The sequence below is a fragment of the Calditrichota bacterium genome (assembly GCA_013112635.1).
Lineage (GTDB): Bacteria > Calditrichota > Calditrichia > Calditrichales > J004 > JABFGF01.
The window spans coordinates 58,790-74,724 of record JABFGF010000015.1 but is presented as its reverse complement, the minus strand read 5'-3'; the positions used below and the strand labels follow the sequence as shown (position 1 = coordinate 74,724).

The following is a 15,935-nucleotide window of genomic DNA, read 5'->3' as shown; positions in this document are numbered from 1 at the left end:
CACGGTTGGCTGTTTCTGCTCAAAAATATGTTAAAGCCGTCGCTAGCATAAACTTGCGTACACATGCAAGAATAAGTGATGTAGATGAAGCGTTTCGATTTATTCAGACGAAAGTAGATTTTCTGAAGAATCATCTGATAAATATTAAACCGCGTAAAGTAAATTCTGCAGAAGATAGATGGCAATTACTGGAAGAAGAATTTACGGGAAAGGAATTTAAACGAAAAGAAGTAATAGCTTTTTATGAAGAAAAGAAAATCTTAGTGAACTCCAAAACGGTGGATCGTGATCTCTTGAAAGCATCAAAAGTTCGGCAAGGAGTCTACAGGATTATTTGAGCTAGAGACACACGGATTTTCAGTCCTATTAGCACCAGATAGGCTAAGTTCAATAAAAACAACTTAAACTTCTTATTTTTCATATACTTACCTAATCAAATTTCATCATAATATATCACAAAATAAAACACTGAATAATTCATTTCACACAAAAAATGGTGAAAATTTGGTGAAAATCATAACGCATATCTTTTTTACTAGAAATATCGGAGAAAATATGAACCAAAAGTATTGGCTTAAAATATTACCAATTCTATTTTTGGTAGCCACATTCGAGCACTGTTATTCAATACTTAATCTCTATAACGGTGGACTCATTTTTCCTGTCATTACAACTATCCTACTCGTCTTAGCAATTGATACAAGCATTTATTTTTCAATGCAATATTTTGAACTCCTACCCGCCAGAATTATTCTGATAATGTCTGGAACCACTAGCGTCGCACTAAATGTAAAGTATATGCTGGACTGGAAACCTGATGGAAACTTTGGTTTAATCATTGCCATCACTGTTGGAATACTTATACCTCTAATGTTGTCCATGTTTGGATGGCTGGAAAAGTCTATACATGAGAATATGTCCATTACCCCTGCAAATGGAAAGCTTGAGAATCTTGTTAAATTCCATGTTGAGAAATATCCGGATTTATCCAATCGTGAAATAGCAAATGTCATTGGCTGCAGTCATACAACCATCCGAAAATATCGAACTGAAACATATGGTTCCACAAACAAATAAACTATCTGTACCCACTCAAGGGTACAAATAGTTTTGATAATGAAAATATTTTTTTTAGTTAATTAACCAAAACCAGCTGTGCTTTTTGTAAGCTAAATCCAATAATAACTGTAAATATACCAGCACCGGCTTAAAAAGCAGTGCCTATGGTTTTCAAATATGAGAAAAATAAATGTTGCAACATCTAATGTTGAAACTTAGTTTAGGGATATCATTACATTAAATTGGAAAAATTATGAGAAAAAAAACTAAAATCATCATTTCTATCATTGCAGTAATCCTTATCTTAATAGCCATACCAATTGTTCTCATAATGCTACATGATAATGTTAAGAATACAGGTTTACAGGTTGGGGATCTTGCACCGCATTTTGAAGGAATCGATCAGAATGGAGACAAGATTATTCTTTCTACTCTCATCCAGGAAGGTCCAGTGGTACTTTTCTTTTACCGTGGGTTTTGGTGCCCATACTGTAACGCTTACCTAAATCAATTACAGGACTCCTTACAAATGATTGAAAATAAGGGGGCAAATGTACTAGCCATTACTCCTGAGCAGGAAGAATATGTAAAAGAAACCATTGAAAAAACAACTGCTTCCTTTTCAATTATTAGTGATAAGAAATTGGAAATAATGAAATCATATAAAGTAGATTTTGAGGTCACTGAGGGAAAAGCTTTCTCATACAACTTATTTGGGATGGATATTAAAGAGACAAATGTGGACGGTTCAAAGACACTTCCCGTCCCTGCAACATACATTATTAATACGTTGGGCATCATCGAGTATGCTCACTTCAATCCAGATTATAAAGACAGGGCAAGCGTGGTGGAAATTCTACAAAGTTTAAAATAACTGATTTAATTAACGATCTATTCATAAAAGGGAGATATTATAATGACAGAACTATCAAAGGCGAGAAAACTTACTGGGTGGATAATCTCAGGGCTACTTGTGTCTTTATTTTTATTTAGCGCTCTAGGAAAATTTATGATGCCCGAAGTGGCAGAAAATTTTTCAAAATGGGGGATTGCTGATTGGCGCATAATTATTGCATTTGGAGAAATCATTTCAGCTATCTTATTTCTTATACCCAGAACAAATATTCTCGGTTTGCTTTTATTAAGCTCACATATGGGTGGCGCTATTATGGTACATATGTCCCATCAGGAATCATTCATTTTCCAAGCCGTGATCCTTGTGCTTATCTGGGTTGCTGGGTTCCTTCGTAATCCTGAATTATTAACAAAACTTAAAGGTTAAAATGAAAAAGATTGCAATAATCGGCGCTTCCGGGCGTACAGGGCGGCTTTTAGTTGAACAGACCCTTCACAGGGAAATATCACCCGCTTGTCTTGTTCGTGAGGGATCAGGGGATAAATTACCGGAAGATGTTTCAACAATCATTGGTACGCCTTTAAAATATGAAGATGTTAAAAATACTGTTTCCGGGTGTGAGGCTGTTCTATGCGCGTTGAATATCGCCCGTAAGTCTGATCTTCCCTGGGCAGCAGTTGTTTCACCTCCCAATCTGCTAAATGAAAGCATGAAGAATATCATAAAAGCATCAAAAGAAGAAGGTGTAAAGAGAATAATCACTGTTTCTGCATGGGGCGTGGGAGATAGTTATGATGAAGTAAACTGGTTGTTTCGTTTTTTGATTAATAAAACCAAAGTGGGTATTGCTTATACAGGGCATGAGGAGCAAGAAAAGCTTTTACAAGATTCCGGGTTAAATTGGACTTCAGTAAGGCCGGTTGGTCTATCAAATGGAAAAATTACCGACAATCTTATTGTAAGCCACAATGGTGATAAAAAACTCAAAATGAGTATCAGCCGGGCGGATGTTGCAAAATTTATGTTGGATATCCTGGAAGATGAAAAATATTTCCAAACAACCCCATCCATTTCTCAAGCATAGTCAGGTTTATTATGAAAATTGAAGATGAAATTAAGGGTCGCTTTAGAAATGATTATCATAAAGCTGTGATAAACTTGATCTATACAAGCAATTATATCAATAACCTATTTGTAAGCTTTTTAAAAAAACATGGTTTAACCTCTCAACAATACAATGTATTAAGAATCTTACGTGGCTTTGGATCAGAGCCCCAATCCATTGACTTTTTAAAGGAGCGGATGCTTGATAAAAGTTCTGATATGAGCCGGATAGTTGAAAGGTTGTTTCAGAAGGCACTCGTTAAACGGGAAGAAAATTTAAACGATAGACGAAGAAAAGATATCAGGATTACCAGTGAAGGGCTCAACTTGTTAGGCCAATTGGATGAGTGCGAAAAAAAAGTTGATAATCTTTTGTCAAATCTCTCACAAGAAGAAACTATTCAATTTAACAAGTTGCTTGACAAAATTAGGGGACAATGAAAACAGTTTGCTTGCTGTGACCAATTATTATGAGAAAACCAAATATAGTGGATTGGACGAAATCTGCCCATAAATTACCTGGGTCTGATCTAAAAATGCCTGTCCTATTTGTGGGGCATGGCTCCCCCATGAATGCTATTGAAGAGAATGATTTTACAAGGACATTAAACAAATTAGGCGTTGACCTACCGCATCCAAAAGCAATTCTTTGTATTTCTGCGCACTGGGCAACTCGAGGCACATTTGTAAATATATCTCCTAAGCCTAAAATGATTTATGATATGTATGGGTTTCCTAAGGAGTTGTATGAAGTGCAATATAAAGCAAACGGTTCTCCTGAGACAGCACGAGAAATACAGGAATTAATATCTTCAACTAATGTGCAAAGTGACACCGAATGGGGATTTGATCATGGAAATTGGTCTGTTATGACGCGTCTATTTCCACAGGCCAACATCCCTTTGTTTCAAATGAGTATCGATTATTATAAACCGATGTCCTATCATTACGAATTGGCTAAACAGTTAAAAGCGTTAAGAAAAAAAGGCGTCCTTATAATCGGAAGTGGTAATATAACCCACAACCTGCAAGTTGTAGATATTCATGATATAAATGCCAAACCACGAGACTGGACGTTGGAATTTGACAGCGTTATAAAGAAATTTATAGATGACAAAGACCATCAAGGATTAATAAATTATCAACACATTGGAAAATCCGCTCAATTAGCCGTACCTGAACCAAGCCATTATTTCCCACTAATTTATACTGTTGCACTTCAGGAAAAAGATGAAGAAAGTTCTTATTTTTATGAAAAATTCCACTATGGAACCCTTTCAATGCGTGGCCTGAAAATTGGATAGAATAAGTGCAGTTTAACTAAAAGGAGAGAACATGGAAAAAGGATTACTTGAGAAAACAAATCTACTCTTGAAACAGCTCATCTGGAATAAAACCCATTGCTTTAAATTTTTCTACCGATTGCCTAATAAAAAGTCCTTTTGCTTTTACTAACATATCTCCATTTTGCTTTTGGATAATAGCATTAACTTTCATTTTTTTATTATCAATGCTTTCAATCCAAGCTTCCACAAAAACTTCCTCATTTAGTTTTATAGCTTTCAAATAGGTTATATCTAAATTGGCCGTCATTGCATATAATTTGTTACTCCACGCACATCCGCCCATTACTTCATCAATAATTGAAGCAATTGCCCCACCATGTGCATGATCAGGTGGGCCCTGCGCCAAATCTCCAAAAATTACTTTTGCGTAAAAATGTTTGTTTTTCGGGTCGAAAAAATAACGAATGTCAATCCTGTTTTTGTCACCGTTGGAAACAAATGAGCGAATAGAAAGAGGTAACTCCAATGGGAGTAAAGCAGAAATTTTATCATGTATTATCATTCTCTTACTTCCGTTTCTGAATAAAAGCTGCCAAAGATTGCTTATCTAACATCACAACGAAAATTCAGTTTAAAGGTTGAATGTTTGATTTGAAATTTTCTCTAACAGCTCAACCAAATGATCCTGTTCTTTTTCTGGAAGAACTGATAGCATCATGACACTTAATTTTTCTTTATATGATTTAAACTCCTTATAGGAAGTCACTCCAGAATCAGTCAATTTAACTTTAACGATACGCCGGTCGTCTGATGGATTAAATCGGTATAGATATTTTTTTTGAACCAATTTATCGATAATACTTGTTAAAGTACTTACTGGAATAGAGAGGAAATCAGCGATTTCACGCATTATAACTTCGCCGTTCTTTGCAATAAAACAAATTATGGAAAGGTCGCGCTTATCAAGACCTTCATTTGAAATCAGACAAACATTAGTAACCTCATTCATCTTGATAAGCATTTTTTCCATTGAGTTTGTCAGTCGTTGTTGTTTTTCCTTTATCTTCATAATTGCCTACCCAGATTTGTTATTTTTTCTTCTCCAATTCTAAATAAACACTTCCAAGAAATACTTCCATTCTTGCAGCAAGGGGTATGCGTTGTTTATCATTGCTAAACCATCCTTCATATTTTCCCGTAAAACCTGCAATCGCTTTAAAATGGGCTTCACCATTAAGGTAAAAGGCAGGTATCTTTGTTTCAGAAAAGTCGGTTTCGATACTGTCAACTTGCCCTGTAAAATTTATATCCAGCAAACCTTCTTTGGCCTCATAAAAAAGATTTAATTGTTCCTGATTATTCTTATGGCAATTAGCGCGGGCATAATAAATAATCGACATACCATCTTGATATTTCTTATCCATAACTTTTCCAGTATCAATATTTACAGAGGTATCTTCAATACTTTCATAATGGCTGTTTATAATATTATTCGTGTAATCAAAGTCGTATCGGCTCTTATAATTCATACCATCTATTTCTTCCTGCACAACCAGACGTCTTGGGAAAGTATTATTCAATAAATATCCATCAAAGGTGCTGTGCATGTTTACAAAAAATAGCCAGGGGTTAGAATCGATATTTAAGCGGACATGATATGTTTTTTGAACATCAATCTGCATAGTATCAAGAATAGATAAGTTTAGTGTACCCACAGGAATAAAACCCCAGGATACTTTATAGCTAAGTTCTTCGCCAATCTGCCATGAAAAATTGTTAAGATTTTCCTGACCAACCAATGGTAAGTAAAAATAAAGAAATGTAAGTTTTGTGGCTTTCAAATTGTGAAAAGAAAAATTTTTGTTTTTAAATAAGAATAAACTTGCTCTCATTTTCAAAATAATCATTTAACTCCTTTTCATATCCTATTAGCAACCTTTTTGTAGCCCTTAAAATACTTGGAGTTATTCCTGAAAGTTTTTTTGTTTCAAGAATACACCTTGTTTCAAAATCTTCTTCGGAAAATATTTCATTAATGAGTGAAAGTGTTAGGGCCTCACTGGAATTTATTTTTTGCGAAGTAAATAAAATCTCAGTCGCTTTGCCTTGCCCGACATATTTTGGTAGAAAAAACGGTAATGCACCGCTGGGATGTTTGGCATGTTTTAAATGAGATAATAGAAAACACATATTTTCATCAGCGAACCTGAAATCTGCAGCAAGGCTTGCACCAAAAAATGGCGTTGATATTATTCCCCTTAAACCAAACACAACAGGTTTGTTTAATTCAATAATGTGTTTTATAAAATTATTCAGGACATTTATCTGCCGGGAGCGTACTATGGAATTATCAATATTATCCGACCGTTCCTTTTCTTTTTTTTGATTATATTCTTCTTCGTTCAAGCAGCCGGGGTCATTAAACAATAGGAGAGCGCAGATTTCCGGGTTGGTGATAACATTCTCCAGTATAGAAAATAAATACTCACTTTCAGAATAATCCCGAACTATCTCATATGCGTTGCACTTTAGTTTGATGATACCAATATTGCCATCAAGGTAACTTTTAAAATCCTGGTCTTCATAAACAAAGGATATTTGATTTTTCATTGCACACCTCCATAAAGTTGAATGTACTTTTAAGCGGTTCTTTTCTCTTGCCAATGTTTAAAAGTATAATACAACATTGGTAATAAAAAGAGTGTAAAGGCCGTTGAAGATGCAATACCTCCTATTGAAACTATGGCCATTGGGGCGCGCATCTCTGCTCCTTTTCCAATGCCCAATGCTAATGGCAACATACCTAAAACAACCGCTGCGTTTGACATTAAAATGGGACGCAGCCTTAAATGACATGCTTCTAAAATGGCTTTTGTGAGTTCCATACCTTGCTTCCGTAGTAGATGGATATAATCCAGGATAAGAATTGCATTGTTAACCACAATTCCGACAAGCATCACCACAGCCATCATAGAGAAAATGTCCACCGGATTGTCAGTCATAACAAGAAAAAGTACAACACCCACAAGGGCTAATGGCACCGTCATCATAATAAAGATAGGCTCAATAAAAGACTCTAACACTGCAGCTAAAAGCATGTATGTTAAAATAATGGCAAGAAGTAGTGCTTTCCCAATTTCAGATTGTGACTCCTGGCGCCGTTCTTCAAAGCCAGCAAAAAAGTAGTTATACCCAGTCGGCCAATCCATTTTTTCAAGTTCCGTTTTTAAATCAGCGACCACATTTCCCAAAGCACCGTAACCAATCCCAGCCGTAAGTGTTATAAGACGATTTTTATTCTTCCGGTTTATTTGTGTTGGCCCCGAGCTTTCTTCAATATCGCAAAGTTCTGTGATAGGCACTTTTCCTTTGGGTGTCAAAAAGGTCATTTTACGTAGCTGGTCAATATTGTTTTTAAGGTCATCACTTAACCGGATACGAATATCATACTCATTGCCACTCTCTTTGTATTCAGTCGCGACATTGCCATCTATGCTATAGCGTAAAGCAAGGGCCATCTGAGCAACAGAAAGGCCATACTCGGAAATCACATCCCTGCGTGGTATTATTTTGACCTCTGGTTTCCCGGATTCCCAGCTACTTGTAATATCCACCAGGCTTGCTGTATTTCGAAAAGCATTCTCAGCTTTTAACGCCAAAGGTACAAGTGTTTTCAAATCCTCTCCTGTAATGTGTAGTTGAATTGGTGCATCCCCTCCTCCTGCCGGATTCATTGCCCGCAGATTGATTTCTGCTGATGGCACCTCCAGTGCGAGTTCACTACGCAAGGATTCGTAAAATTCTTTGACAGAATTATCCCGGTCGCCCCTATCACCTATGTCAACAATCAATTCGGCAATATCCACACCCGTGTTACTACCTACAAAAACACTGCCCGTGGCTTTGCCTAAGGTTGTATAAACTTTATCAATCTCACCTTTTCGTTTTGCCAGAATTTGCTCAATTTTTAAAACAGCCTTATCTGTTTGTTCTAAATTTGACCCCGGTGGCATTTTTATCTTAATGGTGAAAAGTCCCTGATCAGCCTCAACAAAAAAACCAAAGCCCATATATGGCCCCAATGCAATCAATGTTCCAAAAAAGAGAACATTAATAATTATAAATGTTCTTATTCTATGGTGCAGTGTAATTTCCACCCCACGACGGTAGAGCTGTGCAAATTTTTGATACATCTTTTCAAAACTATGTGCAAACTTCGCGAAAATTGAATCCCCGAGTTCCGCTTTTTTTAACAATCGCGCCGAAAGCATTGGGGTCAGTGTAAATGCCGTAAGAAGTGAAAAAATTGTGGCGAAGGTAACAGTTAAGCCAAATTGTTTAAAGAACTGACCAACCATCCCTTCCATAAATGCAATAGGCGTGAACACAACAATATTTGTTAGTGTGGATGCGATAACAGCAATACCAATTTCAGTCGTTCCAATTTTACTGGCAGTCTTATTATCTTTTAGATCGCCTTTCTCAATATGGCGCTGGATATTTTCCAGAACAACAATAGCATTACTAACCAATATTCCAACACTTATTGCCAGCGCCATCAAAGACATAAAGTTTACAGTAAATCCTGCAAAACGGATTAAATTGAAAGTCGCTAAAATTGAAACAGGGATACTAACGCCGGCTATAATAACACCACGAAAACTATGTAAAAACATATACAAAAGAAGCCCGGTTAAAATCGTCCCGATGAGCATATTGACAATCAAGTCTTGAATAGACGCCTCAATAAAAAGAGAGTTATCCAGCATCACTTCCATTTTGATATCATCAGGCAAATCTTGTTCAAGTTCTTTGATCCGGTCTTTTAAGCCATGTGCCACATCCACAATATTAGCATTGCTTTTCTTTAAAATGGATAGTCCGACACCCGTTTGATCATTTAAACGTACAAGTTCCCGTTGATCTTTAAATGTATCAATAACCTCGGCTACATCCTTTAACCGCAACGGTAGACGCCCCATAAGCGGGATTTCTATATTGCTGATTTCTTCGATTGAGAGATATTCACCGGATAAACGAACTGTAAATTCTTTATGTGTGCTATTAATTTTACCACCGGGGAGTTCAATATTGCCACCGGCTACGGCTTGAATAACTTGCATGATTGAAATGTTATACGCGTCAAGCTTTTCCGGGATAACCGAGACTAAGATTTCACGTTCCTTCGCGCCAATTATATCCACGGACGCAACACCATTAACACGATTTAACTGATCCTTAATCGTTTTATCAACAATTTGATACACTTCCTCAAGTGAGCGTTCACCGGAAACAGCCATTGTGATTACAGGCTTGGCGTTAAGGTTTATTTTTACAACGGTTGGGTCTTTTGCATCATCAGGAAGCGTTGACTTTATTTGGTCAATTTGATCTTTAACGTCCGCTGCCGCCACATCAACATCTATTCCAAGATCAAATTCAATAACAACAACAGAAACAGCTTCCATCGATATTGACCTCAGGTTTTTTATACCGCTTACAGAGCTTACGGCATCCTCTATTTTCTCTGATATTTGTGTCTCAATTTCTTCAGGTCCACCACCTGGGTAGATCGTCCTTACTGTAACAATTGGAAAATCAATCTCAGGAAGTAAATCAACCGGCAATCCAGTCAAAGAGAACAATCCCATTACAACAGCACTCAAAATTACCATTGTCATCATTACCGGGCGTTCAACTGCTACATCAACTATTTTCATATATTTCCTTATTTCTATTCAGGTTTCAAATCATTTTTCTTTTGTTTACTTTTCCATCCACCAATTATTACACCCATAATTAGCAACCCAAGCAATGGATAGCCAGCAGTTATTCCAAAATACGCTAAAGACCTGGCTTCATATATATATTGTGTTCCTAAAAGAGGAGCGATAAATCCAAGCCAAATTAAAATACTTATTTTAAAACCACGAATAGCAGTTCGTTTACCAGTTTTAATAATCAAGAAAGAAAGAACATAAGCCATAACTATACTTGAAATGATTGCAACTGAAAATGCAGGAATATATCCCGGCCCACTAACTAACTGCTCAACGGTCAAGCCGCCGCCTTCAAACCATAGATCCCGAAACATGGAAAACCAAGGATATCCTAATAAAACATAAGGGATTACAGCAACGATCACTGGAATTAAATCTACTTTTTTAGAATCCATGGTCACCTCACTCTATTCTTGAGTACTTGTTAAGAACCGACCCAATTATTCCACCCCCAACAATACCAACAGATAAAATCGGAATATAGGCACCTGTAATAATTGCATCGGGAAGACTTAATAACAGGCCAATTAATAAACCAGATAGCCACATTGGAAAGGGTAGATTTGTATTTGGGATTAAAAAACCAATTGCAAAGCGGTTAAAGAATGCCCCGGCCATTGCAATATTTTTATTGGGCATATCCAATGGCATCATTAACAAAATATCTATGATGCCAAAGGCCAAACCGGCTATCAGTCCTGTAAGCAATTTGTTCATTTTTCTCACTTAATTTATAATGCTGGCTTTCTGGTTTTCTTTTTGGATGTTATTATAACCTTCTAAAACAATCATATGTGATTGCTCTAAGCCACTAATAATTTCTACATATTTTTCATCCGACAAACCTGTTATTATATTTTTCTTACTTAGTAAACTATCGATAGACACAATCCAGACAAATTGATCCCCATCCTGGTTAATGACCGCTTCTTTTTCCAACATCAGCACGTCGACTTTTTGATCGATAATAATTTTTGCTGAAACAAACATGCCAGAGCGGATCTTATTGTTCGGGTTATCCACAATCACCTTTACTTCAAAGTTGCGGGTCATCGGGTTAGCGGAAAGGGACACTTCATTAACGTAACCTTCGTATTCGGCTTCATCGCCATGCATGCTGATTATGCACTTTTGGCCTACATTTATTTTTGAGATTTCAGTTTCGTTTACATTTAGTTTTATTTGCATTCTGTCTGTCTGCACAATCTTTGTGACAGGCATACCCGTTCTTACATTATTGCCTTCCTTAACAAAAATTTCTGTAACTGTCCCGCTTATCGGTGACTTTATAAAAACAGCATCATTTATAGCATCAAGATTTGATTTACTCATATCATATTTTAACTGAATTTTTTCCAATGTTTGTTTTGGAATCGCCCCCGTATCATAAAGATTTTTCATTCTTTCCAGATCAAGCCTGGCATCATTATAGGCCATAACTGTCTGCTCATATTTCAAACTCATATTGCTGATACTCTTTTTCTGTAACTCAACCAGCGCTTCACCTTTTATAACAGTCTTCCCAATTTTAACAAGCACATTTGCTATTTTCTGCGTCAGGTCTGCAACTACAACAGCCTCAGAAATGCCCTCTGCTGTTCCTGTGAATTTTTCAGTCAATGCAAGTTCTCCACGTTCAAGCTTAACAACCTTTACCGGAACCCCAAATTCAAGTTGTAGTGTTTCATTTGTCTTATAAACTACAGGATTGCTTTTTTCATAAATGCGGTAGCTTAAAATAGCAGCAACCACTGCAATAGTTAAAAATGCTCCACTAATTACCTTTGTTTTAGACGTCATCGATATTTCCCCTGTTAATTCACGATTCCTAATAACTTTTTATATTCAGTTTTTGCAATCATATAATCATAGATTGCTGCAAGCCGGGCAAGTTTTACTCTTTTTAAAGCGGTCTCTGCATCGTTTAACTCCACCTGTGTTGACAAGCCGTTTTTAAAACGTACCTTTGCTATTTCCACAGCTTTCTCTGCCATGGACACAGACTGTTTTTGTGACGCAATCCGTTTTAACGCTTCTTCCAATTTCAAAGAACTATTTTCAATTTCCATTTTTGATTTAGAAAGAAATAACTGGATTCCCTGCTCAATTATATCTATCTGGATTTGTGCTTGCTGCACTTTTACGGATGTCTGAAATCCATTAAAAAGTGGTATCGATATCCCAATCCCGGCATTTAAAACGGTAAATTGAGACTTATCCTTTGGAATAAAATCATCTGAGTTTGCCACACGTTGAAGATTGCCCATTGCAAAAACAGATGGAAAATGATTGGCGCGTTCTATTGATTTTAGTTTTACTAAAATTTCTTTTTTTGTTTTTAACCGCTGCAACTCTGTACGATTATTGTTCAACACCTCATTAACATTTTCAACATGTTCTACCGGAATAAAAACCAATTGTCCGATGATTTCGACTTTTTGCTTCAACTCCATCTCAAGCAAAAACTTTAAGGCATTAACAACAGTTTTATAATTGCCTGTACTTTGAATAACCTCTGTTTCAAGATTGGCGACAAAAACACTCACCCGGAGAGAATCAAACTCTGAAGCCATACCTTCTTTTTTAAGTGCTTTAATGTTTTTGAAGTTTTCCTTTGCGCTTAGTAACATTTCCTCTGTTACATTTAGGATTTCTTTCATTAACAAAGCTGAATAAAATGTTTTGGTCACATCATTTATTAAATTTTCCTTGGAGACTTTAATCCCATTTTGGGCGTCATCAAAGGCAAGCTCTGCAATATCTCGTGCTGTAAATAATTTACCACCAATCCAGATAGCTTGATTGACTGAAATCCCCGCTACCATAGAGTGTCTCTTTCCCATTTCTATGGGTTGGGGAAATGCGCTTGAAATAATAAGTGGGTTTTTAAAATTACGCGTGTAATTAAGAATACCTTCTATTTGCGGGTATAAGGTTGAGTAGGCTTCATCAACCTGGCTTTCAGCAAATTCCGCCTCTTTTGTGGCCATTTTGACAATCAAGCTCTGACTTATAGCCAGTTCTTTTGCCTTCTCAAAGGTTAGGTTTATTGTCTGCTGCGCACTCAGATTTTGAAATAGCAGCATCATAAGAATAATTAAAATGTTTCTCATAAGCTTTCTTTTTTAATGTTTAGCAATTCCGTTAATAATAAGATCAATAATCTTCTCTGTTTGTTTAGTGTCAGTAATTTTATTTACGGGTTTTGTTTCTATGTTTTGCACATAAAATAATTCTTGAAATTTTACGGCTTCTAATACTGTAAGAATTAAATTGGCAGTTTGTACCGGACTCGTAACTATAAACTCATTCTTCGCAACACCTTCCTTGATTATTTCTTCCAAAATATCAAGCTGACTTTTACGGAATTCATTAAAGCACCCTTCTAAAATAGGCTTGAATTCCAGGATCACCTGTGTAGGCACATTATATAAGTCTATTTGCTCATTAAAATATTGTATACGTGTGCTGACAAAACTTTTCAATTTATTTTTAGCATTCCCGGCTTTTGACATTTCCTCTTCCAATACCGCTTTTAGGTTTTCGCTTTCTGTATTGATAAAGTCACTCAGGATATCTTCCTTGGATTTATAATAGTAATACAAAGATGATTTCTTCATCCCAAGATTTACAGCAATATCATCCAGAGTTGTTTTTGCAAGTCCTACTTTGGCAAAACACTTTCGCGCACTCTGGAGAATCTGATTTTTCTTTGTATCCGGCATAAAATCCTTTATATTATTTCAACTATTCGAACAATACAGTAAAAGGTTTTAAAAAATATATGTTTTAATTTATTAAAGCAAGCTTTAAATCATTAAAGGCAATGCCTGTATGTATTAATACACATCGACCAAAACCTTTGGGGGTGCTTTATGTTTAAACCTACAGAAAATCAATTCCATAAATTAACCGTAACCCTACTTTGGATAATATTTGTTTTTTACGGGATAATTGCTGTCCAGAAAATACTTGGTGGCAATGCTTTACCTATTGTTATGAACTTTAAAGCTTGGGGTTTATGGAGTTATATAAAAGCAATTGGCTTTATTGAACTTATCGGCATTGCCTTATTTTTGACATATAAATACAGAATACTTGGATTGCTGATTCTATGTATTGATTGTTTTGCTGCTATAACAACCCGTTTAGTTCATTCAGAAACAATACTAATAAGTGTCGCTTTATTAGTTCTTGTGCTTGCTACATATTGGATTCGAAATATAGATTTTCGTAGAAACAAAACTATTTATATTCCAGATTTATAATACCTACAACAGAATCTGATGTAGGTATTAAAGATACTTTAATTCGGATAAATATATCACTGAAATTGAAAATATTTGATCAACAACATAATAATCTGAGAAACGACTAAAAGTTAAAGCTATAAAATTATGCCTAAGATTGTAGACAAAAGAAAGAAAAAAGAACAAATCCTTGAAGAGGCAATGAAGGTCTTTGCTCAAAAAGGGTTTTATAATACGAAAATAATTGATATTGCCGAAAAAGCTAAAATAGGCAAAAGCACCGTTTATGAATATTTTAATAATAAAGAAGATATTTTAAATGATGCCTTTAATCTTCTCTTTCACAAGAGTGAACAATTGATAAAAGAAGCTATGGGTAATGGAATCTCACCGGAAAAAAAATTAGTTCTTCTCTTCAAGACATCTCTAATATCTTTCCTGGAACAATCAGTTCAATATAAAGAAATTATAATCGAGTTTTGGGCAAATGGGATACAGAATAAGAATAATGGTTATCCTCCTTTAATTAACTTAGAAAGTTTTTATGATCCCTTCCGTAAAACAATCATTAGCCTTCTCAATGAAGGTACACATATTGGCTCTTTCCGGAGTATTAATATAAAAATAACCGCTGACATTTTTATTGTTTTATTTGATGGTTTTATTCTTCATTGGATAAGGGGAAATAACCCGGGTAATTTAAATCAATCCGTTGACACTCTTTTGGAAATAGTCTTTTCTGGAATTAGAAAGTCACGTGAATAATTATTATACACTCGTGTGGTTTTTGATTATAAGAGAATAATCTTATGGGTGCAACAAAAGAACAAGCTGAAAAAACCAGGCAGGATTTACTTGCCACAGCTTTAATTGTTTTCAGTAATAAGGGATTTAATGCAACCCGTCTCGAAGATATTTCAAATGAGGCCGGTGTTACGCGCGGGGCTTTTTACTGGCATTTTAAAAACAAAAAAGAGATTTTTTGCACTCTTTATCGCCAAATAATGAATGATTTTATTGAATCTATGAAAAATACAATCGGCATATCTCAGACTCCGTTACAAAACTTAAAATCTGTGCTTCTTACAAAAATTATTGAACTTCTTGTTGATGAAAATGCCCGGCGCTATGGAAGACTTTTTTATGCAGTGGAGTATACACCGGAAGTGGTTACCGAACTCGAACAAATAAAAAAAGAAATGGAGATCCCTATCCATAATTTTTTTTCAAGCCTTATTGATCAAGGAAAAGATTCAAATGAAATTCGGCAAGATATGGAAACTGAATCAATATTTTTAGCAGCAATTTCAACATTACAGGGAACTGTGAATCACATTTTTGATGGCATCTTGACTATCACAGAAAACGATGTTAAAACCATTGTTAATATATTTGTTGAAGGTATTAAAAATAAAACCAAATAAAATGTAATCACAAATGATTTGTAAAAAAGTAGCTATACATATGATCTAAACAGGGATTAAATATGTTTTTGTTTTGCTAGCTGGCCAACTGCTTCATCTTGCTCTTTTGGGGCGACGCAATAAAAAAAGTTTCATTATGCAAAATTTAATATTTAGTATTTCAAACCTCTCCACCG

The 15,935-nt window shown here is 35.6% G+C and carries 20 protein-coding genes; 10 read left to right on the top strand and 10 right to left on the bottom strand.

Annotation, left to right across the window (positions count from 1 at the left end):
* The 7 genes from HND50_21665 to ygiD all read left to right on the top strand — a co-directional run.
* A partial coding sequence (locus HND50_21665) for a hypothetical protein (protein ID NOG47862.1) occupies positions 1-338 on the top strand: 338 nt, incomplete at its 5' end.
* Between the two features lie 217 nt (positions 339-555).
* On the top strand, positions 556-1,077 hold the full coding sequence (locus HND50_21660; protein NOG47861.1) for a hypothetical protein: 522 nt from the start codon (positions 556-558) through the stop codon (positions 1,075-1,077).
* Positions 1,078-1,312: 235 nt separating this feature from the next.
* Entirely contained in the window at positions 1,313-1,933 is a 621-nt protein-coding gene (locus HND50_21655; protein NOG47860.1) for an AhpC/TSA family protein, read from the top strand.
* Between the two features lie 39 nt (positions 1,934-1,972).
* Positions 1,973-2,341, top strand: coding sequence for a DoxX family protein (locus HND50_21650; protein NOG47859.1), 369 nt, complete (start codon positions 1,973-1,975; stop codon positions 2,339-2,341).
* Position 2,342: 1 nt separating this feature from the next.
* Positions 2,343-2,999 (top strand): NAD(P)H-binding protein, encoded by a 657-nt coding sequence (locus HND50_21645; GenBank protein NOG47858.1) that lies wholly within the window; start codon positions 2,343-2,345, stop codon positions 2,997-2,999.
* Positions 3,000-3,010: 11 nt separating this feature from the next.
* Positions 3,011-3,460, top strand: coding sequence for a MarR family transcriptional regulator (locus tag HND50_21640; GenBank protein ID NOG47857.1), 450 nt, complete (start codon positions 3,011-3,013; stop codon positions 3,458-3,460).
* 29 nt (positions 3,461-3,489) lie between these two features.
* Complete coding sequence (ygiD, locus tag HND50_21635; GenBank protein NOG47856.1) at positions 3,490-4,323, top strand: 4,5-DOPA dioxygenase extradiol; 834 nt, start codon at positions 3,490-3,492, stop codon at positions 4,321-4,323.
* Between the two features lie 61 nt (positions 4,324-4,384).
* On the opposite strand, the gene HND50_21630 is transcribed toward ygiD, so the two are convergent.
* The 10 genes from HND50_21630 to HND50_21585 form a co-directional block, all read right to left on the bottom strand.
* Positions 4,385-4,867: a PaaI family thioesterase gene (locus HND50_21630; protein ID NOG47855.1), complete on the bottom strand. Its 483-nt coding sequence runs from the start codon at positions 4,865-4,867 to the stop codon at positions 4,385-4,387.
* A 69-nt stretch (positions 4,868-4,936) separates the two neighbouring features.
* Positions 4,937-5,374, bottom strand: coding sequence for a winged helix-turn-helix transcriptional regulator (locus HND50_21625; GenBank protein NOG47854.1), 438 nt, complete (start codon positions 5,372-5,374; stop codon positions 4,937-4,939).
* Between the two features lie 19 nt (positions 5,375-5,393).
* Complete coding sequence (locus HND50_21620) at positions 5,394-6,212, bottom strand: DUF3108 domain-containing protein (GenBank protein ID NOG47853.1); 819 nt, start codon at positions 6,210-6,212, stop codon at positions 5,394-5,396.
* The gene (locus tag HND50_21615; GenBank protein NOG47852.1) at positions 6,172-6,915 is read right to left on the bottom strand and encodes an enoyl-CoA hydratase/isomerase family protein; all 744 of its coding nucleotides are present in this window, start codon (positions 6,913-6,915) and stop codon (positions 6,172-6,174) included. Before HND50_21615 ends, HND50_21620 begins: the two co-directional genes overlap by 41 nt.
* 29 nt (positions 6,916-6,944) lie before the next feature.
* On the bottom strand, positions 6,945-10,025 hold the full coding sequence (locus HND50_21610; GenBank protein NOG47851.1) for an efflux RND transporter permease subunit: 3,081 nt from the start codon (positions 10,023-10,025) through the stop codon (positions 6,945-6,947).
* A 14-nt stretch (positions 10,026-10,039) separates the two neighbouring features.
* The gene (locus HND50_21605) at positions 10,040-10,480 is read right to left on the bottom strand and encodes a DUF1761 domain-containing protein (protein NOG47850.1); all 441 of its coding nucleotides are present in this window, start codon (positions 10,478-10,480) and stop codon (positions 10,040-10,042) included.
* Positions 10,481-10,487: 7 nt separating this feature from the next.
* Positions 10,488-10,802, bottom strand: coding sequence for a hypothetical protein (locus HND50_21600; GenBank protein NOG47849.1), 315 nt, complete (start codon positions 10,800-10,802; stop codon positions 10,488-10,490).
* 9 nt (positions 10,803-10,811) lie between these two features.
* Positions 10,812-11,885, bottom strand: a complete 1,074-nt coding sequence (locus HND50_21595) for an efflux RND transporter periplasmic adaptor subunit (protein NOG47848.1) — start codon at positions 11,883-11,885, stop codon at positions 10,812-10,814.
* A 14-nt stretch (positions 11,886-11,899) separates the two neighbouring features.
* Positions 11,900-13,198 carry a TolC family protein gene (locus HND50_21590; protein NOG47847.1) on the bottom strand — a complete coding sequence of 433 codons (1,299 nt, stop codon included), beginning with the start codon at positions 13,196-13,198 and terminating at the stop codon, positions 11,900-11,902.
* Between the two features lie 12 nt (positions 13,199-13,210).
* Positions 13,211-13,810, bottom strand: a complete 600-nt coding sequence (locus HND50_21585) for a TetR/AcrR family transcriptional regulator (protein ID NOG47846.1) — start codon at positions 13,808-13,810, stop codon at positions 13,211-13,213.
* Between the two features lie 150 nt (positions 13,811-13,960).
* Here HND50_21585 and HND50_21580 point away from each other — a divergent pair, with 150 nt between their 5' ends.
* From HND50_21580 to HND50_21570, 3 genes are all read left to right on the top strand, one after another.
* A complete protein-coding gene (locus tag HND50_21580; GenBank protein ID NOG47845.1) occupies positions 13,961-14,353 on the top strand; it encodes a hypothetical protein in 393 nt (130 codons plus the stop codon).
* Positions 14,354-14,482: 129 nt separating this feature from the next.
* Positions 14,483-15,100, top strand: a complete 618-nt coding sequence (locus HND50_21575) for a TetR/AcrR family transcriptional regulator (GenBank protein NOG47844.1) — start codon at positions 14,483-14,485, stop codon at positions 15,098-15,100.
* 44 nt (positions 15,101-15,144) lie between these two features.
* Complete coding sequence (locus HND50_21570) at positions 15,145-15,759, top strand: TetR family transcriptional regulator (protein ID NOG47843.1); 615 nt, start codon at positions 15,145-15,147, stop codon at positions 15,757-15,759.
* Positions 15,760-15,935: the final 176 nt, after the last annotated feature.

Bases quoted from the DNA above. Each gene is read 5' to 3' on its own strand.
- HND50_21660 (NOG47861.1), top strand. From the start codon at position 556: ATGAACCAAAAGTATTGGCTTAAAATATTACCAATTCTATTTTTGGTA.
- HND50_21655 (NOG47860.1), top strand. From the start codon at position 1,313: ATGAGAAAAAAAACTAAAATCATCATTTCTATCATTGCAGTAATCCTT.
- HND50_21645 (NOG47858.1), top strand. From the start codon at position 2,343: ATGAAAAAGATTGCAATAATCGGCGCTTCCGGGCGTACAGGGCGGCTT.
- HND50_21640 (NOG47857.1), top strand. From the start codon at position 3,011: ATGAAAATTGAAGATGAAATTAAGGGTCGCTTTAGAAATGATTATCAT.
- ygiD (NOG47856.1), top strand. From the start codon at position 3,490: ATGAGAAAACCAAATATAGTGGATTGGACGAAATCTGCCCATAAATTA.
- HND50_21630 (NOG47855.1), bottom strand. From the start codon at position 4,867: ATGATAATACATGATAAAATTTCTGCTTTACTCCCATTGGAGTTACCT.
- HND50_21625 (NOG47854.1), bottom strand. From the start codon at position 5,374: ATGAAGATAAAGGAAAAACAACAACGACTGACAAACTCAATGGAAAAA.
- HND50_21620 (NOG47853.1), bottom strand. From the start codon at position 6,212: ATGATTATTTTGAAAATGAGAGCAAGTTTATTCTTATTTAAAAACAAA.
- HND50_21615 (NOG47852.1), bottom strand. From the start codon at position 6,915: ATGAAAAATCAAATATCCTTTGTTTATGAAGACCAGGATTTTAAAAGT.
- HND50_21610 (NOG47851.1), bottom strand. From the start codon at position 10,025: ATGAAAATAGTTGATGTAGCAGTTGAACGCCCGGTAATGATGACAATG.
- HND50_21605 (NOG47850.1), bottom strand. From the start codon at position 10,480: ATGGATTCTAAAAAAGTAGATTTAATTCCAGTGATCGTTGCTGTAATC.
- HND50_21600 (NOG47849.1), bottom strand. From the start codon at position 10,802: ATGAACAAATTGCTTACAGGACTGATAGCCGGTTTGGCCTTTGGCATC.
- HND50_21595 (NOG47848.1), bottom strand. From the start codon at position 11,885: ATGACGTCTAAAACAAAGGTAATTAGTGGAGCATTTTTAACTATTGCA.
- HND50_21590 (NOG47847.1), bottom strand. From the start codon at position 13,198: ATGAGAAACATTTTAATTATTCTTATGATGCTGCTATTTCAAAATCTG.
- HND50_21585 (NOG47846.1), bottom strand. From the start codon at position 13,810: ATGCCGGATACAAAGAAAAATCAGATTCTCCAGAGTGCGCGAAAGTGT.
- HND50_21580 (NOG47845.1), top strand. From the start codon at position 13,961: ATGTTTAAACCTACAGAAAATCAATTCCATAAATTAACCGTAACCCTA.
- HND50_21575 (NOG47844.1), top strand. From the start codon at position 14,483: ATGCCTAAGATTGTAGACAAAAGAAAGAAAAAAGAACAAATCCTTGAA.
- HND50_21570 (NOG47843.1), top strand. From the start codon at position 15,145: ATGGGTGCAACAAAAGAACAAGCTGAAAAAACCAGGCAGGATTTACTT.